Here is a 22,294-nt window from a genome sequence, read left to right as displayed (position 1 = left end):
TTAGTCTACCTCGTTTTCATATGTATGAGACTCATGTGCCAAAATTGCCGCTCCATATGATGTAGTTATTTGTGGAAACTCAGGAATGAAGATCTCTTTTCCAAGCTCATTCTCAATAGCATGAACTAAACCACCGTTAAGAGCTGGACCACCATCAAAATAGATATTCTCTTTTATACCGACTCTCTTTACTAGTTTGATGATTCTTTTTGCTATAGAGTAGTGAACTCCAGCAACTATATCTTCTACACTATTGTCATTTCCTAAAAGTCCTATAATCTCTGACTCAGCAAAGACTGCACAAGTACTATTAATAGCTAGTGGTGTACCCTTTGATTTAAAGTGATAATCACCTAACTCGTCAACTTCAAGTTCCAAATTCATGGCAACAACATCTAAAAATTTTCCAGTTCCGGCTGCACATCTGTCATTCATGGCAAAATTTACTACATTTCCTTCACTATCTAGTGAAATTGCTTTAGAATCTTGTCCACCAATATTAATAATGGTTTTTATTTCACACTTATCTGCCGTAGCCGCTCTAGCACCAATTGCATTTGCAGTGATTTCACTTATATTTTCATCGGCTTCTTTAAATAGTTTTCTCCCATATCCTGTTGACACGGTATAAACTAAATCTTCTTCATCTATATTAAGTTCAATAAGCATCTCTTTTAAACTTTGCTTCGCATATTTATAGAACATGCTTCCACTGGCACTTATTCTATGTCCCACTAACTTCTTATTCTCATCTACAAGTGCAACTTTAATAGCAGTTGAACCTATATCTATCCCTGCAAAATACTGCATTAACGCTTCCTTCTTCTGTTTTTTAGTGATTCTACAAATGCTTCGATTCTAGTTGTCAGCTGTCCTAAATGACTAGGAGAATAATCACTCTCAAGGTAAATGATAGGGATTCCTTCTTTCTCCATAGCTTCTAAAACAGATCTTTGTTCCATCTCATATACTTGGCATCCTGCAAAAGCCTGATAAACAACACCATCTGCCTTATAATCTTTTACTAAATCAATAATTCTTCTTTTTCTATCTTCATTTTTTGTAAATATCGGACATGTACACCCTTTTAGATATCTGTCTGCAATACCATCAACCATGTCATTTACAAACCACTCATCAACACTCACCATATCGTTAAACATTCTGTTTGATGAACATGTCTCATCTGCAACGATAATAGCATCTGATTGCTCTATAAGAAGAGGGACTTTAAGGTTTGGAAATATAGGAGGGGAACCTGTATAGACAATTCTTGGACTTCTCTTATGTGCCATACTGATTTCATCTTCTACTCTCTGCTCACACTCTTTTGCAACTGCTTCGATGGCTTCTATCCAGTTATCTATTTTATCGAAGAAAAAAGCATTAGTAATCATGAACATATCTACTCCAGATATAGGAACATTTATATTTTTTCTTAAAACATTTAGTCTGTGATAGAGATGCTGAGCGAAACCGACTTTTTGTATGGACTCTTTTAACTTCTTTTTAGTTAGTTTTTTACCTAAATTATTTGACAACTCTTTTGTAAATTTTCTAACACTGCGTCTCCAATACTCACGGCTCTCTTCACTCTCTTTTGTTCTAGGAAACTCCATATCATAGACTGAAAATCCCATCTCTTCTATAATAGCACCAGATTTTGCTTTTTGATCACAAGTTGTAGGAGATATAACCACATCTGGTTTATCGGAGAAATTATCAGATGCAAACTGTCCTACAGTTGCTTTAACTAAAGGACATGCTTTAGAAGGAAGCAGGTCACTTCCTATCTCATCATTAGTATAAAAACCGTTACATAGCCTAAGTGGAACAGCATCTAGAGCGTAGATGATTTCAGATGGTACTTGGATACACATAGTACCAACTTTTACTTTGTCACTATGTAGAGGCTCATGTTTGCAATGTACACTCTCAAAAAGATTGTAAAAATAATCCATAGACTTTGGAGGTTCTTTAAACTCATGTTTTATTTTGTCTAAAACTGAGATAGCTTCCATAGCTTTGTGACGGTTTTGTTTTTCTTTTGGAGTCTCTATCGTATGTTCTCTCATATTTTTAGTCATCTTTTTTCTCCCACTTATCCATTTGCATTCTTTTAGCAAAGCCACCTTTAGTAGATTTAAATATCGGGTAATTTATAAAGTCAACATGCAGGGCATCATCTTCTGGACAAGCAGCCACACACTTCATACATAAAATACAGTCATCTCTTAAGATATTCGTACTTGTTACATCATCAGCAATATCTTTTATTTGCATATCGCAAACTGTGTAGCAGTCACCACATTTTGTACACTTGTCACCATCTTTTTTAAGCTTTAAAAGTGCCGCATCACTAAAGATGTAGTGCATGGCACTCATAGGACAGAAAAAACAGAAGAATCTTTTTTTAACAAACGAACCAACTACAAATAGACCAGTAAATACTAACCCTAGTGAAGTAAGAATCATCGCACTTTTTGTTGAGAAGTCTAAACTCCATTGAGACACATCGCCTACAAAAAGAGGTGTTATCATTCTTCCCGGACAAATCTCACAAAATGCTGTTCTCCACTCACCGCCAAGAAGTCCTATACCAACAGCCATAGGTGCTAAAATTACAAGTGCGAGCATAATGTACTTTATCTTTTTTAGTTTACTAAATTGTGCTTGCGTATAAGTACTGTACCTGATACCCATCTTTTTTCTAAGACCCGTTAACCAGTCTTGCATAGTTCCAAGAGGACAAGCATAACCACACCAAGCCTTATTAAATACTATAAACCATAGTAAAAAAGTTATAAAACCTATAAGAACTGAGATGCTTGCTACGCTAAAGAGTACATCCAAAGGACGAGCCAGTTGATGTTGCAGAGGCAGAAAGTAACACATACCTCCAACTTCTCTATCGTAACCACATGAAAATACAGGAATACTATTTCCCAAATTAATAGAAAAGTAACCGCCGTATATAAAGATGACAAAGAAAAACAGTTGCAGCCAAAAACGAAATTTTCGAATATCTGCTTTGTTTATAAAGTCTCTAATTTTTTTCATAAAATCTCACCTCTTTAAAAGGTTTTTGTCTTCTTTTTCTAAACCAGTATATAGCAAACCCAGATAGTATAGCTGTAGCAGTTGCAGCAAACAGACCGTAAGCGTAAGATCTATAAGCACTCTCTGCTGGATAGTAAATAGATGTATATGTCGATTCGTAGTTTATAGAACCATACTCTTTATCATTATGTGTACCTTTAGAATTTTCTGTGTAATTTGCAGTGAGTAAAAATTGGTTCTTATGTCTTCTGTCAAACTTATTCCATTTGGGAAAATAATCTTTAAGAAGTGTGAAAACTGCTACTCCATCTTTATCTGTTTTAATAGTTTTTGACCAACCTGTTTTAGTTGACAGTGTAAGAGATGCATTTTGAATTGCTTTAGAGTTGAGCATAACTTTTAGTCTTATTTTGTCGCCTGAATATAGACGATAATAAAATGTCTCTCCGTCTTCTCTTAGTCTTAAAATATCAAAAGGTACTTCAAAAATTGTGTGAGCTGACATTTTTTCTTCGTCATAAATAGCATCGTTACTATGATTAAATCTCATTTTCTCATACTTTGCTGTTTGAATATAAAGAGTGTTATCTTGGAGTGTTCTACTATTATAGTAGAGGTTGTAGTATCCATTATTAGGCATTTTAAAACTAACAGATTTGCAGCCTCTATCTTTTGACCCAGTTAGTTTTGTTGTTATTAAGTTAGCATCTAGAACATAAAGATCAGCATCTATGTTACCCAAGCAGTTCTTTTTTCCAGAATTGTCTTCAAAGATAGGCCACATTTTTTTCGATGCTACTTTATTTCTATCGCGACCATGATTATGTCCTCCCCCATATTTTTTCTTTTTGGCTGCAGGATTAGTATCTGAAAAATATACGGTATCAAATGCTGTTGGTTTTTTATAACTTTGAGTGGCTCTTCTTTTAAAGTCTTCTGGAGTTGAAGTACTTTGAAATACTTTTGTACTATGATTACCATGCCCGCCTGAAGCTCTGCCATATGTATCTAAGATATGTGATCTGTACATATTAATACTTAGGAAGAAAATGATTAAAGATGCCGCAAAAGGGTAGGCTACAATCTTTCTCATCTTATGAACATCTAGTAGTTTCATTCTTTTATAAAGTATGATTAATGCCCAAGCTATTGCAATCCATTTGAATATGCCAAACATATGTAGCCAACTATCTCCTCTATTTGCCAGAGATGATACATCAACGCTAAATCCAAAACCTTGAGCAAATCCTTCTACTATTTTTTCATATCCTCTTATGAAAAATGCCTCTAACGAGTGAGCGATAGAACCTAATATAAATAGTGGAGCATAAGAGTATCCAAGATCATAAAGTATTTTGGAGAAATCTTTTTGAAGAATCTTAGATGCTATAAACATACCAACAAGAGCCGCTACAATAGTAAATAGCATCGCATAAAGAAATGCAAATAAACCGATAGGGTCTACTGAACCAAAACTAATAAAACTTTTGAAGAACTCTGCTGTTTTTGACCAAATCATATCCCCCGCAGCATTACTTCGTCCGATTCCATGGTGAAATGACATAGTAATTGGAATAGCAGCAAGTATAAGAATAAATGCCCATACTTCTGCTTTTAAAGGTTGAAATTTTGAGAATAAAGAAAATGATGGTTTTTTGACTTTGAAACTAACCGCTTCACATGCAGAGCTACAATCCATACATAGGGTACACTCAGTCATAGAATTTCTTTTATCAAATGTAAATGGTTTTAAGTTATAAGGACAAGCAGTTGCACACTCAAATGTTTTACATTCATTACAAGCACTTTTATAAGTTCCCAACCATGTAAATGATAGTTTTGAGTAGGCTCTAGTTAGTGTTCCAATAGGACAAACATATTTACAGTAACTCATATCTTTATACAAAAAATATACTACAAAAGAGATTAGAGTCATAACACTAAACATAACAGCAGTTCCTATAGCTGTTCTGTAGATTCCAGGGAACATATAGTAAATTCCCCACCATCCAATAACAAGAAGTAAAAGACCTATATACTGGTTTTGCATCCATTTTGGCATAGTTTTTTTCAAACCAAATTTTGTAATGTATTTTCCTATAAAACCATGAGGGCAGATGCCACAGAAAACTCTTCCTAAAGTAGGCAGAGTAATAACCATAAACAGAGACCAAAAGATACCCCAAAATACAGCCCAAGTAAACAAGTTGTCTTTACCTGTATGAGTGTAACCATAGTATATAGCATATAAAAATAGAGCTAAGACTATTATTTTTAGAGTCATTAAAAACTTTTGGTTTTTAAATAAAAAACCTATTATCGGCTTAGAATAAATATCATCTTTGTCTCGTTTTATAAAATCTACCATTATTTACCTTTTTTAAAGTACTAAAACACCGTTTAATACTAATATTCCTACTGTAACTAGTAGAAGTGCTGCTATTCGCTCCATCAAAAGCTTGTAAGAAGAGAATTGAAGCATCAATCCCTTAATCAATTTTGAGACTATAAAACCATAAAATATAATTGAAAATATAACAGCACCGACTCCAAAGAACAGACCTAGTCCTATAGAGTTGTAAATATTACTACTATTTGCTGCTACTGCTAAGAGTGCCATTATCGGAGCACATGGATTTATGGACATAGTTGCACCTATAGTAAAAAAACCAAGTTTATTTAACTTTGGTTTTTTTATTAATGGTGTAGTGTGTCCACAAAAGCGAGTTGATTTAAAGCTCTTGTAAAATAGATATACTCCCATAGAGATAGTACTAGCACCCAATACAATGCTAAAAATATAATTGTCATTTAGCATCTGCTTTACCCATACAGAACTCAAATACGCCACAATTGCTATAAGTGTATAGCTAAATATTCTTCCAAGACTAAAAGGCACAATTATGCCTAGTGCTTGCTTTGTATTGTTAGAATTACTAATAAGAATAGGACTTAGAAACGGCATACATGAGAACATACATGCTGTTGCTCCATAAGAGAGACCAATGATAAATATTGATATAAAAGCTGTATATTCCATCTGATTTTTCTTCTTAATTCTTCTTGGTAATTATTCCAAGATTTTTAAACTCTTTTTCTTCTAGGGAATCTAGAACTGAAACAAACAGGTCAAACTTTGCATTTTTGTCACAGTTGATATGAACAGGTATTTCTATATCATATTTTGAAAGTTTTAAAATAATGTCTTTTTTTAAGACCTTCACTTTGTCAAATAAAATATCACCATTCTTTTTTATTGTAATAGTAAGATTCTTTTTGTTATTTTGTTTTGTTGCAGTTTTTGAATTTGGAAGGTCAACGGGAATAATCCCTTTTGCTACGAATGTAGCAGTAGTAAGGACTATTACAAGAAGTACAAGCATAATATCAATAAACGGGACTACATTTATTGAATCAAATTTTTTAATTTGCAAGTTTTCTCTTTTCTTTTATATCCCAATAAGCTAGAACAACTTCAATTTTTCTAGCTAAATGGTTATAAAACACTATGGCTGGAATTGCTACTATAAGTCCCATAGCAGTAGCTTTTAGAGCAAGAGCTAAAGATGTCATTATTGTCTTGGCATCCAAGTCACTGCCTTGTCCCATAGAGTAAAAAGTTATGATAATTCCAAATACTGTACCAAGTAGTCCAATATATGGTGCATTAGAACCAAAAGTTGAGATAATGTTGATATTGTTAGTAAGTTCAATTTCAAGCTCTTCTTTTGTCTCGAAGCTGTTTACATCTACTCCTCTAAAAAAAAGAATCCTTTCAACCCAAAACCAAAAAGTCATGAAACTCATAACTCCTAGAAGGCCGATAACACCGTAGTCAACAATATCTTTTATTAGTTCTATGTTCATTATATTTACCTATATTATTTATTATTAGAATTTTGCAGAAAGACCAGCAAGTAAAGTTCTACCAGGGTTAACAGTCAATCCCATATCTCTTACATCGTATAGTCCATCATCATTTCTATCACCAGTAACACGAGGCATCATATAATATTGTTTATCAAAAATATTTTCAACTTTTGCAAATATTTCTATATCTAAACCTGATACTTTAAGATTATATTTAGCTCTTAGATTAACAATCGAATATCCATCAACTTTTATTTCATTCATCTCATCTGCATTTTGGTTTGATCTATAGTTTATGTCAGCTGTAAGCAGTAAACCTTTCAATGGTCTATAATTAGCCTCCAGGAAGATTGTATGTTCTGATGTTCTTGGTACTCTGTTACCAGCCAGATTATAAACACCTTCAACATAATCATCTCTAAAATCACCATCACCATTTTGGTCAGTACCGTTTGCAGTGCCACCCTCATTTAGAATATGTGTATATCTGTCATATCTAGTATATTCAGAATGTAAGTATGTGTAGTTAAGTAAAAATGAAAAATCTTTTTGTTTATCACTTTTTATACTAAGCTCTAATCCTCTGTTTTGAACATCAGCCATGTTGTCATAATATACATCCACACCTTTGGTAGATGCGTAGTTACCACTACTTCTACCGATAACATTTTTTCTGTCAAGTTGAAAAATAGATAATTCATAAGATAGTAAACCACTTTTTTGTCTAAGTCCAATTTCATAGTTATATGTTTTTTCAGTATCAATATCTGTGTTATTGGCGTATGTTCCAGGGTAAGATGATGTTGACATATCACCTGCATATAATTGCGACAGTGTTGGCACTCTAAATCCTGTTGATACACTAGCATACAACACTTGTTTATCTGCAAGTTTATAAGTAGCACCAATTCTATATGAACTCTCATTAAAATTAGTCCTCCAATCATTAGAAGTTAATATATTTTTATAATCATAATTTATATTATCATATCTGGCATTTAGTGTAGTAGTAAAATCTTTTGTAAATACATACTTAAACTCACCATATATTGCATTGATATCTTCTTTACCTTCTGTATTACGAGTAACTTCATCAATAGGATGAACAGTGAAAGGAGGTCTTGTATCTGTATATTCAATTCTATATTTACTTTTTGATGTTTCTTCATTTCTAGCTATATCAACTCCTAGCATAGAAGCCAATGTAGTACCATCCATTCTATACTCAGATTTTAAACCTCTTTGAATTGTACTTTTATCGACTTTTGATTTATGCTCATCTCTTATACCATCGCCATTACTGTCAATTGGGCTACTATCATTAATAGTTCTATCTTCATAGTGATAGATTTGAGCCATTAAGTTTGAGCCATTATCAAAATTTTTAGAGTATGTTAAAAATAATTTTGTTAAATCAATGTCATTTTTAGTTGAATAACCAACTTGACCAACACTTTTTGGATTATCATTGACATTATTTGTATATACACCAGTAGTTCCATTATAAGTAGCATATGTTATTGACCCTGTATCATTTTCATATCTTAAGGTCTTATCTGCACCAATTGTTAAATCACTACTATCATCTATATAGTATTGAAATTTACTATTTATAGATTTAATAGAGTAATCTGAATCTTCCCAGTAACCATCACTCTTTTTATAACTTGCTTGAACATTTGCTGCAAAATTTTCTTTACCCATATTATATGAAGCTAAATATTTTTGATATCCATAACTTCCTATTTCTGCAGTAGCGAAACCTTGGTTCTTATTTTTAGGTCTTGTTGTAGTAATAATAATTGCACCAGCAATAGCATCATTACCATATAGATATGAAGCTCCACCTTTTAATACTTTGATTGATTCAATATTATCAATATCAATATTAACACTTCCAGCTCTCTCTTGAACAGGTACACCATCGATTACGATTGCTACACCAGGTTTTTCTCCCATATACATCTCAGTTGCGATACCTCTAATGTGAATCTTGTTCGAATCACCCTCATTTTTTCTTACAGTAACACCTGGAATAGTGTTTAAAACATCAGCAATATTTTCTGCATGGAAAGACTCAACTTCTTTAGCACTCATTGTTGCTGTACTTGATACATTGAACTTTTTTGTATCAAATTTATCATCAATTGTTGATGATTCAACCTGTATTGTTCCTAAATCTGAAGCCGCTACATTAATTGCAAGCGCACAGATAACCGATAGATAAACTCTTTTTTTCATATCTTTCCCTTGAGTATAGTTAAAATTCTTCGGGTGGATTATAAGGGAAAAGTGTTAATTATGTATTAAGTTGTATGTTTAAGTAATATTTAATATTAAGTGCTATAACCCTTCTATCATTTTAATAAGCTCTTCAGGTCTGTTTGAATTTTTAATAGCATTTTCTTTTGTAATTGTTCTTTTTTGAAGTAACTCTATTAATTCTTGCGTTTGCGTAGACATGTGAGTCTCATTTTGATTTAGTTGCATTTGAGAGTATAGTTGATGAACCTTGTCTTCTCTAATCTGATTTTGGATAGCAGGGTTTGTTATTAAAATCTCTTGTGTTGCAACTTTACCACCACCAACACGAGGTATTAATGTTTGAGAGACAACTGCTACAAGTGAAGAAGCTAATTGCGCTCTAATTTGAGCTTGCTCTTCTCCATCAAAAACATCTATAATACGGTTAATAGTTCCAGGTGCAGAGTTAGTATGGAGTGTTCCAAACACCAAGTGACCTGTCTCTGCCGCTGTTAATGCTGCTCCAATAGTTTCAGCATCTCGCATTTCCCCAATTAGTATGATATCTGGATCTTGTCTCAGGGCAAATTTAAGTGCAGATGCAAATGAAGCAGTATCATTCCCGACATCTCTTTGTGAGAAAAGAGATTTTATATTTTTATGAACAAACTCAACTGGGTCTTCAACTGTAATAACATGTCTTCTTTCTGTCATATTTATCTCATGAAGCATAGATGCTAATGTGGTTGATTTACCACTTCCTGTTGGACCAGTAACCAGAATAAGACCTTTTTCTTTTTTTATAAGTTCTTTAAAAATTGGAGGATTTCCATATTCATCAAGCGTTGGTATATCAATAGGAATCATACGAAAAGCACAAGCAATCCCACCAATAGTACGGTAGTAATTAGCACGAAAACGACCTATATCTTGTAACTCAAATGAAAAATCAAGTTCGTTTATATCTTCAAAAATTTTCTTTTGTTTATCTTCTATAAGTGCGTAAGCCATTCCTTCAATATCTTTTGCACTTAATACAGCAAGATTAAGTGGGCGTAGTTCTTTATCTATTCTAATTTGTGGTTCACTTCCAACAACAAGGTGTAAATCACTCGAACCGTAGGCTAAAACACTCTTTAGGAGTTTTTTTATGTCAACTGCTTTTTTCATTTTTTCACTCATCTGAATTACTCCTAATATCTTATTCTATGATTTTTGGTACTATAAAAAAGTGGTCACCACTAAGAGGTGCATTTTTTATAATGTCGTCATTTACGCTAGTTTTACAAGATATTAAGTCTTCTCTTGTAAATGTTGCGTTATTGTTCATAGCGAACTTATCATCAACACCATCAGTGTCTAACTCGCTTAAGTTATCTACAAAACTCATTATTTCTGAAAGTTGCGTAATTATTGATTCTCTTTTGTTATCTGAAACTTTTAAAAAAGATAGTTTTTCTAGTTTTGTTAGTAATGCGTCGTCTACTTGCATCTATAGTTCCTAATCTTACTTAATTTTAAATAATTGTATCAAAATTATTCTATGTGTTTGATGAAACTTTAACAAACTTAAGGGTATTATTTGAAATTATTTGAAATAAGGAATATTTTTGAGTTTAAAAAATGATATAAATATGGTAAAAGAAGAGTTGAATTCTGAAGAAAAGTTTTTTGAAAAAGCAGTTATTACTGAAAGATTTGTAAAAAAATATAAATATAAAATGATAGTCGCAGTAGTTGTAGTGATAGTTTTGGTTGGAGCTAATATAGCTTATGACTTAAATAAACAAAGTAAAGTAACTTCCGCAAATGAAGCTTTAACTACTTTAAATATAGATTCTACAAATTCTGAAGCACTGTTAACTCTTAAAAATGTATCTCCAAATTTATACGATGTTTGGATTTATTCAAATGCTGTTGCAAATGAAGATTTTATAACTTTAAAAGAGATTAAAAATTCTTCAGCATTTATGCTTGGTGATTTAGCTTCTTATGAATTAGCACAAAACAATAAAGATGTAAAATCTTTAAATGAGTACTCTTCAAAGCAAGACGCGATATATAAAGATTTAGCTTTAGTTCAAAGTGCAATCATACTTTTGAGTGAATCTAAAATTGATGAAGCACATGAAATACTAGAAAAAGTTCCACTTCAATCATCATTTGCAAAGATTGCATCTGCTCTGCTTCATTATGGAGTAAAGTAAGATTTTGAAAAATATATTATTACTATTTTTAATTGCTTTTATTTTTGGAGCATGTAGTTCAAAAGAAGTGTATGAGCCAAAAATAGTAAAAGATGATTGGAAATTTTACGGAACAAAAAAAGAAAGAATTGTTGATGTTTCTTCTGATGTTGCGATGCTTGAGAGTAGAAAAGTTCTTTTGAAAGATGGTGTGATTGAAACTAAGGTTGAAGAATCACATAGACTTCTTGGTAGTAGTGATGGTTGGATTGTTAGTTCAAGTATTGATGGAGAACTTACTATTAACTACATAGAAGACGCATCTATGAAAAAAACTTTTAATCTCAAAAAGACTATTGCTGCAGCGAGTGCTAAAAATGATATTTTAGCTGTTTTATTCGCTGATAATGAGATGGCTCTGTATTCTATCTCACAAAACTCTCTTCTTGTAAAAATTCAAGGCTCTCCACCCGTAGTTGTAAATGCAAAAATAGTAAACCCTTACTTTATGAAGGACTTAGTTGTATTTTTGACTTTAGATGGGAAAATTGTAATTGTAAATGTAAAACTAAAAAAGAAACTAAGAACTGTTATAGTCTCTTCTGAAGATAATTTTAATAATATTATTGATTTTAAAGTAGTTGACTCAAAACTAATAGCATCAACTGGAAATAAAATACTTTCTATGGCAGAAAAAGAGATAAGAGTTAGTTATGAGATAAGAAACATAGCTTATGATGATATATATATTTATATAACTACAAAACAAGGTGAGATAATCTCTTTAACACCAGATTTACAAGTTAATGCAAAAGTTAAATTTCCATTTGCTCATTTTTTAGGCTTAATTATGCATAAAGATAAAATATATGCTTTAGAAAAAGAAGGTTATATTATTGAATTATCAAAAGATTTACTAAAGTATGATGTTTATGAAGTTGATATTGAAGATGGATATATTTTTGTAGCAGATAAAATATTTTACATAGATGATGAGTATATCTCATTTGAGTAATGAGCTAGAAGCTTTTTTAGAATACATTAGCGTAACAAGAGCACTTAGTAAAAAAACTGTAGAAGCTTACCGAAGTGACTTGTTACAAATTGAAGAAGCGACTTGCGCTTCTTTAATAAAGCTAAATCAAGATAGTGTTCTAAGTGTTCTTGCAAAGTATAAGAATAAAAGAACCCTAAATAGAAAACTATCTACACTAAATGCTTTTTTTGATTTTTGTTATAAAAGTCAGTTTAAAGATGAGCAAATAAAATATAGATTTGCGAAAATACCAAAACTTCTTCCTAAATTTTTATCATATAAAGATATACAAAATGCTTTAAAATACATAGACAGAAGTAGTTGGCTAGGGCTTCGTGATTATGCTTTAATATTGTTCTTGTTTGCTAGTGGAACAAGAATTAGTGAGTGTTTGGCTTTGAGAGGTGAAGACATAGAAGAAGGTTGGTTACATATAAGACATGCAAAGGGTGAAAAGGAGCGTGTAGTTCCCGTTGCTAAAGTAGCAGTAGATGCTATTAGAGTATATATGGAAAAAAGAGAGTCAGATAGTGAGTATATTTGGTGTAATTATAAAGGAGATAGTTTAAGCCGTATATCTGCTTATAAGATAACTAAAAAATATTTACAAGTTTCACCTCATGTTATTCGTCATTCGTATGCTACATCACTTATACGAGGTGGAGCAGATTTAAGAGTTGTACAGGAGTTGTTAGGTCATGTATCACTGATGACAACACAAATATATACGCATGTTCAAAAGCAAGACTTAAAGGAAACTGTGGAAGTTTGCCATCCGTTGGCATAAAGTATTTTTTTTGTTATAATATTATAACTAAGAAAATAAGAATGAATATCAATTATGAAAAATATAAAAAATAAAATGTTATCAAAAACTTTTTTAATTTCGTTACTCTTTAGACAAAATAAATGGCACCAACACGGTGTTTTTTTACACACCTTAAGAGTTGTATACTATGCTTTAAAGGCAAAAGACTATAAGCTTATTGGTGGAGCATTTCTTCACGATATTGGAAAACCATTTGTAGCATATGATAAGCATGATGATGAGGTGCCTTTTTTTGAGTATAGTTTTACAGACCATGAGGAAACCTCTTATCAACTTATAAAAAATTGGTTTTTTTTAAGTGACTATACGAAACAGATAGTTCGTTATCACTATCTTATAAGAGATATGGACTGGAGTCAACATGAAAATCAAACAAGATATAAAAGTAAAAAAACAATTTGGGATAATCTTGATAGTGAAATGCAAGATGATTTAGCAAGATTTCTTGTTTATGATGATTTAGGCAAAGGTAAAAGAAGAATTTAATTAATTATATTTTTTTTTGATAATTAATGTGTATTAATGCTCGTCTAAAATAGTTTATAACACTATATTAGTTCTATAAAGTAGTTGAAATATCATTTTATATTTGATTAATCAAATAATATGTGGAGTTTGTAAAAATGATGAAAAAATTGTTACCTTTTCTTATAATATCTGTTTTTGTTTCTATTATTGTTACAGTTTTTTTATCTTTAGCCTCACAAAATAAGATGATAGTTACTATAAAAAACAATACAAAAAAACTACCTATTAAGATGCAAATAAACAAATATCAAGATAGTGACTGCGGAATGCTTATTGATAATATGGAGTATATTTCTCAAGTTATATCGCCATCAGCACAAACTTGGTTTTTTCATGACCATGGCGGTTTTGTAAAATGGCTTGAAGATAAAGAGTTTAAAGATGAAGCTATAATCTGGGTTATGAGTAAAGATACAAAGCAGTGGGTAGATGCAAGAGATGCATTTTACTCCTTAATAGATAAAACACCAATGGGGTATGGTTTTGGTGCTTATGAAAAAAAAGCTTTCGGATATGTGAATTTTGATACAATGAGGTTAAGAATGTTAAGAGGAGAAACTCTTAATAATCCTCATATAAGAAAACAACTTCTAGGGAACAAATAGAACAAATATGGAAACTGTAAATATATTAACTATTATGAGTATAGCATTTTTAGGTTCTTTTGGTCATTGCATCGGAATGTGTGGTGGTATAGTTTTGGCATACTCAACCATAAAGATAGAACCACAAAGCTCTAAAGTGACAAAAAGTGTAGCACATCTACTCTACTCTTTTGGTAGAGTTTTTACATACTCTATTTTAGGTGCAATTTTTGGTGCCATAGGTGGAGTAGTTACTTTTAGTAATAATGCAAATGGAGCTTTACTAATTTTTGCGGGAATTGCAATGGTTTTAGCTGGTTTGTCCTTGATGGGAAAAATAAAGTTCTTAACTCTTATAGAGCATTCTTTTTCATCTTCTTCTATTTATAAAAAAGCTTTTAAAAGCGTACTAAACTCCAAATCAAATCTAAGTTTCTTTTTACTTGGAATGTTAAACGGCTTACTTCCTTGTGGTTTTGTTTACTTTTTCGCTATAACTGCGGCTAGTACAGCAAGTCCAGTCTATGGTGCATTAGTTATGGCGGTATTTGGACTAAGCACAGTTCCTGCTATGTTTGGCTTGGGTTTTTTAACCTCTCTTACTTCTGCAACAAGTTTTAGAAATATGATGATGTCTTTGGCATCTATTGCTGTGGTTATATATGGTGTTTATACAATTTATAATGGTTACGACTACATTACAAGACCTGAAAAAACATTAACAGAGTGTCATACTTAAAGAGTATTTATTTGTAACCTGATATAATAAGTTTAAATTAAAATAGGATTTATTTATGAAAAGCTCAATTCTCGATAGTATAAAATCACTGCCTCCACTTTCAAAAACCATAATAGATATAAATAAAGTTTACGCAGATGAAGAAGCTGGAATAGCTGATATGGCAAAAGCAATTGAGCATGACCCTATGATAATAGCAAACCTTTTAAAAGCTGCGAACTCTCCTTTTTATGGTTTTTCAAAAGATATAAAAAATGCATCTCAAGCAGTAAGCCTTTTTGGCATGAGTATGACCCGTTCTATTGCTTTGGGAAATTCTGTTCGAAAGCTTTTAAATGTTGATATGCAACCTTATGGCATCACATCTCAACAGTTTGCAGATATATCAACACAACAATCTGCACTTATTTTTAATTGGTATAATCGTTTAGATAAAATCAAAGCAGACAAACTCTATTTTGCAACACTTCTTCAAGAAACAGGAAAGATACTAATAGCTAGTGATGTTATTGAAGATGATGAAACTATAAGTTTTGCATCTGAGATAGGAACAACTAATAACATCGCTATTGTTGAGAAATCTTATGTTGATATGAGTTGTGCTGAAGTCACAGCAATTATATTTAAGCATTGGGGATTTGATAGTGATTTTATTGAGATGATTAGATACTCAGATGCCCCTACATTTGCACCCGAGTCTATAAAGGAATATGCAACAGCACTGCATATTATAAAAACAGTAGTTCCTGTAAATAAGCCATTTTCTGAGGTTTCTATAAACTTTGGACTTAAAAAAGCAAGTGATGCTGGATATAATCATGAACTTTTAGAAGATGCTATTGATGATATGTTGGATGTATTATAGATGTCTAAGGTAGTTACAGTTATAGATACTTTTGGTTTTTTCTTTCGTAGTTTTTATGCACTTCCTCAGCATCTTAAAAATAAAGATGGCTTTCCAACAGGACTCCTAACAGGTTTTACAAATTTTATATCAACTTTACAAAAACAGCATGATAGTGACTATATTATCTTTGCAATAGATACTAAGGGTCCTACTTTTAGAAATGAGATAGACCCAAATTATAAAGCAAATCGTAAGCCACCGCCAGAAGAGTTAAGTATGCAACTTCCAGTTGCTATAGAGTGGATAGAAAAAATGGGTTACAAGACCTTAGGTAAAGTAGGCTTCGAAGCCGATGACATGATAGCAACAGTTGTAAAACTTGCAAAAGAAAAAGAGTATAAAGTTAGGGTGGTTTCTCACGATAAAGATCTTTACCAACTCATAGAAGATGACAAAGTAGTGGTTATAGATGCTATAAAAAGAAAAAATATGGATGAAGATGCTTGTTTTTTAAAGTACGGTATAACGCCAAAGCAGTTTATAGATTATCAGTCAATTTTAGGAGATAGTGCAGATAATGTCCCAGGTGTAAAAGGCATAGGAAAGGTTGGAGCTGAAAAACTTTTAGTTCTGTATAAGACACTTGACTCTATATATACTCATATAGATGAGATTAAACCACCAGGAGTGCAAAAGAAGCTTAAAGAGTCACATGAGTCAGCCTATATGTCAAAAGAGCTTGTAACGCTTAAAAATGATGTTTTAGATTCTATTGATTTTGAAGAGTATAAAATGGATGTTGAGAATCCATTTTTAAATATTTATGATGAACTTGTAAAGTATGAACAAAATGCTGTTCTTAGAGTAATCCATGCTAAAAATATGGTGAGTGATGAAGTTAAAACGCAAGTAAAAGCAGAAGTAGCACAAGAAACACAGAGTAAAAACTTAGAGTTCAAAGCAACTCTTGTAAGTGAAGTGTCACAGTTGCAAAAAATCTTAGATAGTTTAACTCCAGAGACTATTGTCGCTTTTGATACTGAAACAACAGGGCTTGACTATGATAAAAACTCTTTAGTTGGTTTTAGTTTTTGTTTTAATGATGAAGAAGCTTTTTATGTGCCATTCGCTCACTTCTACCTAGGAGTACCTGAACAAATTTCTAAAGAGGTTGTGGCATCTGCTATGAGAAAGATATTTAATTCTAAAGTAGTTGGGCATAACATAAAGTTTGACCTTCATTTTGTAACTAGGTTTTTAAATGAGAATGACTTAGATGTTTATGCAGATAGTATGATACTTGCATGGCTCATAAACTCAGAAAGTGCTTTAGGTCTTGACAAACTCTCAGATAAACTTTTAAATCATAAAATGGTAGCTTTTAAAGATACAGTTAAAAAAGGTGAAACTTTTGCAAGTGTAGAGCTAGAGGATGCTACTAAATATGCGGCTGAAGATGCGTATATTACACTAAAACTGTTTTATCTTTTAAATGAAAAACTAGAACTCCAAGATGCTTCGCATCTGATAGACTACTCAAAAAAAGTAGAAGTTCCTTTTATAAACACTTTACTAGATATGGAAAAAGATGGCATACGAGTTGATTCTTCTTTTTTAGAAGAGTTTTTAAAAGAGGTTAAAGTTACGCTATCTAAGTTGACCAAAGATATTTATGCTTTAGCTGGAAGTGAGTTTAATATAAATTCAACAAAACAACTAGGTGTTATACTTTTTGAGCATCTAGGACTTCCTGTTGGTAAAAAAACAAAAACAGGTTACTCTACTGATGAGAAGGTACTAAGTTCGCTAAAAGATAAACATGAGATAATTACTTCTCTTTTAGAGTATAGAGAAACATATAAACTTTACTCTACTTATATAGAGCCACTTTTAAAACTATCAGCTTTAGATAAAGACTCTAGGATTCATACTTCTTTTGTCCAAACAGGAACGGCAACAGGAAGACTAAGTTCTAAAAATCCAAATCTTCAAAATATCCCTGCTAGAACTGCTCAGGGTTTAAAGATAAGAGAAGCGTTTGTGGCATCTGAGGGTAAGAAGCTTATAGGAATTGACTATTCACAAATAGAGTTAAGACTTCTGGCTCACTACTCACAAGATAGTGTGTTAGTAGATGCTTTTAAAGCAGATAAAGACATTCACTTACAAACGGCTATTGCTCTTTTTGGAGAAGACGAAGCTCCTAAAAAAAGAGCAGTTGCTAAAACTGTAAACTTTGGACTTCTGTATGGAATGGGGCAAAAAAAACTATCACAAACTCTTGGTATAACAACAAAAGAAGCTAAAGAGATTATTGAAAAATATTTCGAGTCTTTTCCAACTGTTAAAACATACTTTCGCTCAATCGTAGATAACTCTAAAGAGATGGGCTATATTGAAACCTTACTCAAAAGAAGAAGATACTTTGACTATGAAACAGCATCTCCTATGTTTAGAGCAGCTTATGATAGAGAGTCGGTTAATAGTGTGTTTCAAGGAAGTGCAAGTGACTTAATCAAACTTGCTATGAATGAGATAGCAAAAGTTATAAAAAAGGAAGGCTTAGATGCCAAGATGCTTTTACAAATTCATGATGAACTTATCTTTGAAGTAGATGCCCCTCAGGCACAGATGCTAGGAGAGAAGTTTCAAAACATAATGGAAAATATCTATGAGTTAAGTATTCCACTTAAAGCTAGTATGAACATTGGTGATAATTGGGGTGAACTGAAATAGAGTTGTTTTTCGTAATATTTTTTTATTTTTGATACAATATATAAAATATACAAGGCTTTCAATGAATTATAATTTTGAATGGGATCCAACAAAAGCAAAAAGTAATTTATCTAAACATAACATTAGCTTTGAAGATGCAACCTCAATTTTTAAAGACAAGAAGTCAATCTCCCTTTTTGATGAAAGCCATAGTGAAGATGAAGAACGATGGGCCACTATTGGATTAGATATGAAAACCAGAACACTTGTTGTTATTCATACTTATATTTCAGTAAATGAAAAGACTTATAATATAAGAATTATAAGTGCAAGAAAAGCAACAAAAAATGAAATAAAATTTTATAATGAAGGATAAGCAAATGCAAAAAGAATATGATTTTTCAAAAGGTACAAGAGGAAAGTTTTATAAAGAAAATGCAAATTTTCACTTACCAATATATTTAGATTCAGAACTTGAAGATTTTATAAATAAAATTGCTAATGAGCGAAATACAACTGTTACTCAAGTTGTAAACAATTTACTATTCAAAGACAAAGAGCTTATTGAACTAACAAGGGCTGAAGTCTAACAAAACATAATGGAAAATACCTATGAGTTAAGTATTCCACTTAAAGCTAGTATGAACATTGGTGATAATTGGGGTGAGTTGAAGTAGATAATTATCTATTTTGAGTTTAATCTATATAATGATGTTAAATAAATAGTTATGTTCATTATAAAAGGATTTAAAGCATGTTAGAAATCAGTATTTTTTTAGTAATCGTCATTGTTTTTGGTATTATCCCTATGATAATTTATTCAAAACAAGAAAAAAAAGTTACAGAAAATTCTAAACCAAATAGCATATTTGCAATTATTACAATGTTAATAATTTTTGTAAATCTATATTTTGCTTTTATTGTTAGTCAAGCTTCAATAGGATTTATTCTTGGTAAAGTATTTGCTTTACCATTAATTATTATTGGGCTTTTTTCATTATCAAAAAAGTCTAGAAATTGGAAATCAATATTTAATATTTTATTTTATACTGGATTAATCATTTTAATTGGCTCACTAGGAAACATACTTCAAGATGTATAAAAATAACACCGTAAATATAACAAGTAATAGGATAGAAATAGAAAGCCAAGCGCGGCTTTCTATTTCTCAAGATATACATTATTTTGATATAATGGTGTGTATTTAAAATTGGAGTTAATTATGATGGCTTTCAAACAAGAACAACTTTTCGATGAGATAGATATTTTACCAATAGATTTAAAAACTGAAATTGTTGATAAAATATTAGCAAGTATCGTTCCTGCAAACACTTCGATAGATCCACTATGGATAGAAGAAGTAAATAAAAGAAAAATTGATATTGAAACTAACAGAGTATCTCTTGTTGATGGAGATGAAGTTTTTTAAAAAATCTTTCAAAGACTTAATTTATAAATTACATATTCTTTTCATCCAGATGCTGAACTAGAATTAAATACTTCTGTTGATTATTATCAAGAGTGTAAAGAAGACCTTGGTTCAAAATTTGCATATGAAGTTTACAAAACAATTTAAAGAATTTTAAAATTCCCAATTGCTTGGCAAAAATTAGATGGAAATATAAGAAGATGTTTAACAAATAGATTTCCATTTGAAATAATTTACTATCAAAGAGATAATAAAATTATTATTTTAGCTGTTATGCAACTCAACAGAAAGCCAAACTACTGGAAAGATAGAAGCTAACTTAAAAATTAAAAGCTTGCACTTAAATTATCAAATAAAATGTATGATTAATATGAATTATTTTACTACTTCTTTGATACCTTATAAATAAAACTAAAAACCTCTGCTACTGCTTTATACAGTTCTGCTGGGACTTCTTTGTCTAGTTCTACTTTTGAGAGAAGCTCGATGAGGTCTTCATCTTTTTTGATTGGTAAGTTGTGAAGCTCGGCAATTTTTATGATGTTTTGTGCAGTTTCACCTTTTCCTTTTGCTATAACACGAGGTGCGGATTCTTTGTCTTTGTTATATCTAAGTGCGGCTGCTTTTCTCATGCTTTTACCTCAAACCCTACATTTATAGCTTTTGTTTGGCTCTCATAAGGCGATATAGGTGTTCTTTTACTAGCATCTAGTATACGAATTTCTCTTGGTGTTATGTTAGCATCTATCAAACCTGAGCGAAGAGTTGGGATATTCTCTTTTATGATTTTTTGAAACTCTATATTATCAGAGTGTATTTTGATGTTGATTTGGTTTTTTTCATACAAAACCAAACGCAAACTTAACTCCCCATACTCTTTTAGTTTCAACTCTATATCACAGTAAAATTTATCATCTTCATCTTTTCTTATATCTAAAGTCCCTTCCTCTAAAGCATCCCATGAAAAGGGCAAATATAAAGAAGATGAATTGTTTAGATGAGAAACTAATTGATGATAATCAATCTGCAGAGATAGTTTATCTATATGTTTTAAAACTTCACTTTGGTTTGTTATAGGAGATTTTGCTATTTCTTCACCTGTTTTTAGTAAAACAGATTTTAAGTCATTGGCAATTATCTCTTTTACATTTTGAGTTGAGCTGAGTTTTTGTGGAGTATCAAGAGTTGTTAGTTTGTTTAACAAAGCTTTGGTGTCTTTTGAAAATAGCGTGTCAGTATTGGCAATAGCACTTTTTAGTGGTTCTATGGCACTTTTTATCTCTTGTGGTATTTTTGTTTGTGTTAGTTGTTCTAGTGAGGTATTTGGTAGGATTTTTAAAATTTTTGTTAGAGCATCAAAAAGACCTTTAGCTTCTGGAACTTGGCTTTTTGTTAGTTGTGGTAAAAGTTGTACAATGCTCTCTTGTATAGATGCTACTTTAAAATTTTCTGGTGTTAAAACCTTTGGTTCTATTGTATGTTGAAGCTTTTCTAAGATTTTTGAAAATTCTTTTGTAGTAGTGATATCTTCATTTTTTAGGTTTGTTTGCATTGTTTGGATGATTTTTTCTACTATTTTTGCAACTTTACTTAAGACTTGTTTATCATCTGGTGTATTAGTAGTTAAAGATTTATTTGTAGTATTTTTTATAACCAGACTATTTAAAATTTCTTTTATATATTTATCTAAAACTTTTACAGGATAGATAGAACTTTTCTCAACACTTTTTAGTAAAGAGTTTAGAGTTTCTTTTAGTTGGACTTGAGGGTTTTGTACATTTTTAAGTTTTGATTCTAAAAAAATACCAGAGTTTGTGATTTTAGTTTTTAAGACACTTTCACTTAATTGTTTTATATCTATAAGAAACTCTTTTAAAACTTTCTCTATTGGAAGTGGAGTTTTTTCTGTTGTTTGATTTTGTGGAGTTGATTTTAAAGAATTTAGTAAGTCTTTTATAGTTGAAGAGATAGTTCCTAGATTTTTTAAAGTTGGATTGTTTTTAACTAAATTTAAAATTGTTTTATCAGATGCTGAGTTTTTGGAACTTTCTTGAAGCAGGGAGTTTATGACTGATTTTAGGTCTTTACTTTGAGTTAAGACTTCTAACTCTTTTGGCGAGGCACTTTTTAAAACCTCTTTTAAAGCCTTGTTTGTATTTGGTAATATAATATCAAGGTGCTTGTTATTTGAGATATTAATCATATTTAAGTATAGCATCTATATAAT

General features: G+C 31.3%; 24 protein-coding genes. 12 read left to right on the top strand and 12 right to left on the bottom strand.

Going from position 1 to position 22,294, the window contains the following annotated elements; translation table 11 throughout:
- From MOV42_RS08130 to gatC, 10 genes are all read right to left on the bottom strand, one after another.
- Positions 1–810, bottom strand: a complete 810-nt coding sequence (locus MOV42_RS08130; RefSeq protein WP_324170693.1) for an acyl-CoA dehydratase activase — start codon at positions 808–810, stop codon at positions 1–3.
- Complete coding sequence (locus MOV42_RS08125) at positions 810–2,087, bottom strand: 2-hydroxyacyl-CoA dehydratase family protein (RefSeq protein ID WP_324170692.1); 1,278 nt, start codon at positions 2,085–2,087, stop codon at positions 810–812. Before MOV42_RS08125 ends, MOV42_RS08130 begins: the two co-directional genes overlap by 1 nt.
- Positions 2,080–3,060 carry a 4Fe-4S binding protein gene (locus MOV42_RS08120; RefSeq protein ID WP_324170691.1) on the bottom strand — a complete coding sequence of 327 codons (981 nt, stop codon included), beginning with the start codon at positions 3,058–3,060 and terminating at the stop codon, positions 2,080–2,082. Before MOV42_RS08120 ends, MOV42_RS08125 begins: the two co-directional genes overlap by 8 nt.
- Positions 3,047–5,428, bottom strand: a complete 2,382-nt coding sequence (locus tag MOV42_RS08115; RefSeq protein ID WP_324170690.1) for a 4Fe-4S binding protein — start codon at positions 5,426–5,428, stop codon at positions 3,047–3,049. Before MOV42_RS08115 ends, MOV42_RS08120 begins: the two co-directional genes overlap by 14 nt.
- Positions 5,429–5,440: 12 nt before the next feature.
- Entirely contained in the window at positions 5,441–6,100 is a 660-nt protein-coding gene (locus MOV42_RS08110) for a sulfite exporter TauE/SafE family protein (protein ID WP_324170689.1), read from the bottom strand.
- Positions 6,101–6,113: 13 nt separating this feature from the next.
- Positions 6,114–6,494, bottom strand: a complete 381-nt coding sequence (locus tag MOV42_RS08105) for a biopolymer transporter ExbD (RefSeq protein ID WP_324170688.1) — start codon at positions 6,492–6,494, stop codon at positions 6,114–6,116.
- Positions 6,484–6,927, bottom strand: coding sequence for a TonB-system energizer ExbB (gene exbB, locus MOV42_RS08100; protein ID WP_324170687.1), 444 nt, complete (start codon positions 6,925–6,927; stop codon positions 6,484–6,486). The genes MOV42_RS08105 and exbB overlap by 11 nt, the downstream gene beginning before the upstream one ends.
- Before the next feature lie 24 nt (positions 6,928–6,951).
- Positions 6,952–9,171: a TonB-dependent receptor gene (locus MOV42_RS08095; RefSeq protein WP_324170686.1), complete on the bottom strand. Its 2,220-nt coding sequence runs from the start codon at positions 9,169–9,171 to the stop codon at positions 6,952–6,954.
- A 102-nt stretch (positions 9,172–9,273) separates the two neighbouring features.
- Positions 9,274–10,356, bottom strand: coding sequence for a type IV pilus twitching motility protein PilT (locus MOV42_RS08090; RefSeq protein ID WP_324170685.1), 1,083 nt, complete (start codon positions 10,354–10,356; stop codon positions 9,274–9,276).
- 19 nt (positions 10,357–10,375) lie between these two features.
- The gene (gatC, locus tag MOV42_RS08085) at positions 10,376–10,666 is read right to left on the bottom strand and encodes an Asp-tRNA(Asn)/Glu-tRNA(Gln) amidotransferase subunit GatC (RefSeq protein ID WP_324170684.1); all 291 of its coding nucleotides are present in this window, start codon (positions 10,664–10,666) and stop codon (positions 10,376–10,378) included.
- Positions 10,667–10,784: 118 nt separating this feature from the next.
- On the opposite strand from gatC, the gene MOV42_RS08080 reads away from it, so the two are divergent.
- The 12 genes from MOV42_RS08080 (at position 10,785) to MOV42_RS08025 (ending at position 20,067) form a co-directional block, all read left to right on the top strand.
- Positions 10,785–11,381: a hypothetical protein gene (locus MOV42_RS08080; protein WP_324170683.1), complete on the top strand. Its 597-nt coding sequence runs from the start codon at positions 10,785–10,787 to the stop codon at positions 11,379–11,381.
- A 4-nt stretch (positions 11,382–11,385) separates the two neighbouring features.
- A complete protein-coding gene (locus tag MOV42_RS08075) occupies positions 11,386–12,375 on the top strand; it encodes a hypothetical protein (protein ID WP_324170682.1) in 990 nt (329 codons plus the stop codon).
- Positions 12,350–13,183: a tyrosine-type recombinase/integrase gene (locus tag MOV42_RS08070; RefSeq protein ID WP_324170681.1), complete on the top strand. Its 834-nt coding sequence runs from the start codon at positions 12,350–12,352 to the stop codon at positions 13,181–13,183. Before MOV42_RS08075 ends, MOV42_RS08070 begins: the two co-directional genes overlap by 26 nt.
- A 54-nt stretch (positions 13,184–13,237) precedes the next feature.
- The gene (locus tag MOV42_RS08065) at positions 13,238–13,711 is read left to right on the top strand and encodes an HD domain-containing protein (protein ID WP_324170680.1); all 474 of its coding nucleotides are present in this window, start codon (positions 13,238–13,240) and stop codon (positions 13,709–13,711) included.
- Between the two features lie 140 nt (positions 13,712–13,851).
- Entirely contained in the window at positions 13,852–14,358 is a 507-nt protein-coding gene (locus tag MOV42_RS08060) for a hypothetical protein (RefSeq protein ID WP_324170679.1), read from the top strand.
- A gap of 7 nt (positions 14,359–14,365) precedes the next feature.
- Positions 14,366–15,076: a sulfite exporter TauE/SafE family protein gene (locus MOV42_RS08055; RefSeq protein WP_324170678.1), complete on the top strand. Its 711-nt coding sequence runs from the start codon at positions 14,366–14,368 to the stop codon at positions 15,074–15,076.
- 55 nt (positions 15,077–15,131) lie between these two features.
- Positions 15,132–15,941: an HDOD domain-containing protein gene (locus tag MOV42_RS08050; protein WP_324170677.1), complete on the top strand. Its 810-nt coding sequence runs from the start codon at positions 15,132–15,134 to the stop codon at positions 15,939–15,941.
- Complete coding sequence (gene polA / locus MOV42_RS08045) at positions 15,942–18,659, top strand: DNA polymerase I (protein WP_324170676.1); 2,718 nt, start codon at positions 15,942–15,944, stop codon at positions 18,657–18,659.
- 61 nt (positions 18,660–18,720) lie between these two features.
- On the top strand, positions 18,721–19,014 hold the full coding sequence (locus tag MOV42_RS08040; RefSeq protein ID WP_324170675.1) for a BrnT family toxin: 294 nt from the start codon (positions 18,721–18,723) through the stop codon (positions 19,012–19,014).
- 4 nt (positions 19,015–19,018) lie between these two features.
- Complete coding sequence (locus MOV42_RS08035) at positions 19,019–19,228, top strand: hypothetical protein (protein WP_324170674.1); 210 nt, start codon at positions 19,019–19,021, stop codon at positions 19,226–19,228.
- 164 nt (positions 19,229–19,392) lie between these two features.
- Positions 19,393–19,740, top strand: coding sequence for a hypothetical protein (locus MOV42_RS08030; protein ID WP_324170673.1), 348 nt, complete (start codon positions 19,393–19,395; stop codon positions 19,738–19,740).
- Between the two features lie 120 nt (positions 19,741–19,860).
- Positions 19,861–20,067, top strand: a complete 207-nt coding sequence (locus tag MOV42_RS08025) for an addiction module protein (RefSeq protein WP_324170672.1) — start codon at positions 19,861–19,863, stop codon at positions 20,065–20,067.
- A 383-nt stretch (positions 20,068–20,450) separates the two neighbouring features.
- Here the strand turns inward: MOV42_RS08025 and MOV42_RS08020 are convergent, their stop codons facing one another.
- Both MOV42_RS08020 and MOV42_RS08015 read right to left on the bottom strand, forming a co-directional pair.
- Complete coding sequence (locus MOV42_RS08020; RefSeq protein ID WP_324170671.1) at positions 20,451–20,699, bottom strand: EscU/YscU/HrcU family type III secretion system export apparatus switch protein; 249 nt, start codon at positions 20,697–20,699, stop codon at positions 20,451–20,453.
- Positions 20,696–22,270, bottom strand: coding sequence for a flagellar hook-length control protein FliK (locus tag MOV42_RS08015; protein ID WP_324170670.1), 1,575 nt, complete (start codon positions 22,268–22,270; stop codon positions 20,696–20,698). Before MOV42_RS08015 ends, MOV42_RS08020 begins: the two co-directional genes overlap by 4 nt.
- Between the last annotated feature and the right edge of the window lie 24 nt (positions 22,271–22,294).

Origin of the sequence: Sulfurimonas sp. (assembly GCF_029027405.1) — a bacterium.
In the GTDB taxonomy this organism is placed as follows: domain Bacteria; phylum Campylobacterota; class Campylobacteria; order Campylobacterales; family Sulfurimonadaceae; genus Sulfurimonas.
The sequence above is the reverse complement of the archived record's forward strand: the minus strand, read 5'-3'. Positions and strand labels throughout refer to the sequence as shown.

Bases quoted from the DNA above. Each gene is read 5' to 3' on its own strand.
- polA (WP_324170676.1), top strand. From the start codon at position 15,942: ATGTCTAAGGTAGTTACAGTTATAGATACTTTTGGTTTTTTCTTTCGT.
- gatC (WP_324170684.1), bottom strand. From the start codon at position 10,666: ATGCAAGTAGACGACGCATTACTAACAAAACTAGAAAAACTATCTTTT.
- MOV42_RS08065 (WP_324170680.1), top strand. From the start codon at position 13,238: ATGAAAAATATAAAAAATAAAATGTTATCAAAAACTTTTTTAATTTCG.
- MOV42_RS08060 (WP_324170679.1), top strand. From the start codon at position 13,852: ATGAAAAAATTGTTACCTTTTCTTATAATATCTGTTTTTGTTTCTATT.
- MOV42_RS08020 (WP_324170671.1), bottom strand. From the start codon at position 20,699: ATGAGAAAAGCAGCCGCACTTAGATATAACAAAGACAAAGAATCCGCA.
- MOV42_RS08015 (WP_324170670.1), bottom strand. From the start codon at position 22,270: ATGATTAATATCTCAAATAACAAGCACCTTGATATTATATTACCAAAT.
- MOV42_RS08050 (WP_324170677.1), top strand. From the start codon at position 15,132: ATGAAAAGCTCAATTCTCGATAGTATAAAATCACTGCCTCCACTTTCA.
- MOV42_RS08055 (WP_324170678.1), top strand. From the start codon at position 14,366: ATGGAAACTGTAAATATATTAACTATTATGAGTATAGCATTTTTAGGT.
- MOV42_RS08115 (WP_324170690.1), bottom strand. From the start codon at position 5,428: ATGGTAGATTTTATAAAACGAGACAAAGATGATATTTATTCTAAGCCG.
- MOV42_RS08025 (WP_324170672.1), top strand. From the start codon at position 19,861: ATGATGGCTTTCAAACAAGAACAACTTTTCGATGAGATAGATATTTTA.
- MOV42_RS08090 (WP_324170685.1), bottom strand. From the start codon at position 10,356: ATGAGTGAAAAAATGAAAAAAGCAGTTGACATAAAAAAACTCCTAAAG.
- exbB (WP_324170687.1), bottom strand. From the start codon at position 6,927: ATGAACATAGAACTAATAAAAGATATTGTTGACTACGGTGTTATCGGC.
- MOV42_RS08035 (WP_324170674.1), top strand. From the start codon at position 19,019: ATGCAAAAAGAATATGATTTTTCAAAAGGTACAAGAGGAAAGTTTTAT.
- MOV42_RS08030 (WP_324170673.1), top strand. From the start codon at position 19,393: ATGTTAGAAATCAGTATTTTTTTAGTAATCGTCATTGTTTTTGGTATT.
- MOV42_RS08130 (WP_324170693.1), bottom strand. From the start codon at position 810: ATGCAGTATTTTGCAGGGATAGATATAGGTTCAACTGCTATTAAAGTT.
- MOV42_RS08070 (WP_324170681.1), top strand. From the start codon at position 12,350: ATGATGAGTATATCTCATTTGAGTAATGAGCTAGAAGCTTTTTTAGAA.
- MOV42_RS08040 (WP_324170675.1), top strand. From the start codon at position 18,721: ATGAATTATAATTTTGAATGGGATCCAACAAAAGCAAAAAGTAATTTA.
- MOV42_RS08110 (WP_324170689.1), bottom strand. From the start codon at position 6,100: ATGGAATATACAGCTTTTATATCAATATTTATCATTGGTCTCTCTTAT.
- MOV42_RS08125 (WP_324170692.1), bottom strand. From the start codon at position 2,087: ATGACTAAAAATATGAGAGAACATACGATAGAGACTCCAAAAGAAAAA.
- MOV42_RS08120 (WP_324170691.1), bottom strand. From the start codon at position 3,060: ATGAAAAAAATTAGAGACTTTATAAACAAAGCAGATATTCGAAAATTT.
- MOV42_RS08095 (WP_324170686.1), bottom strand. From the start codon at position 9,171: ATGAAAAAAAGAGTTTATCTATCGGTTATCTGTGCGCTTGCAATTAAT.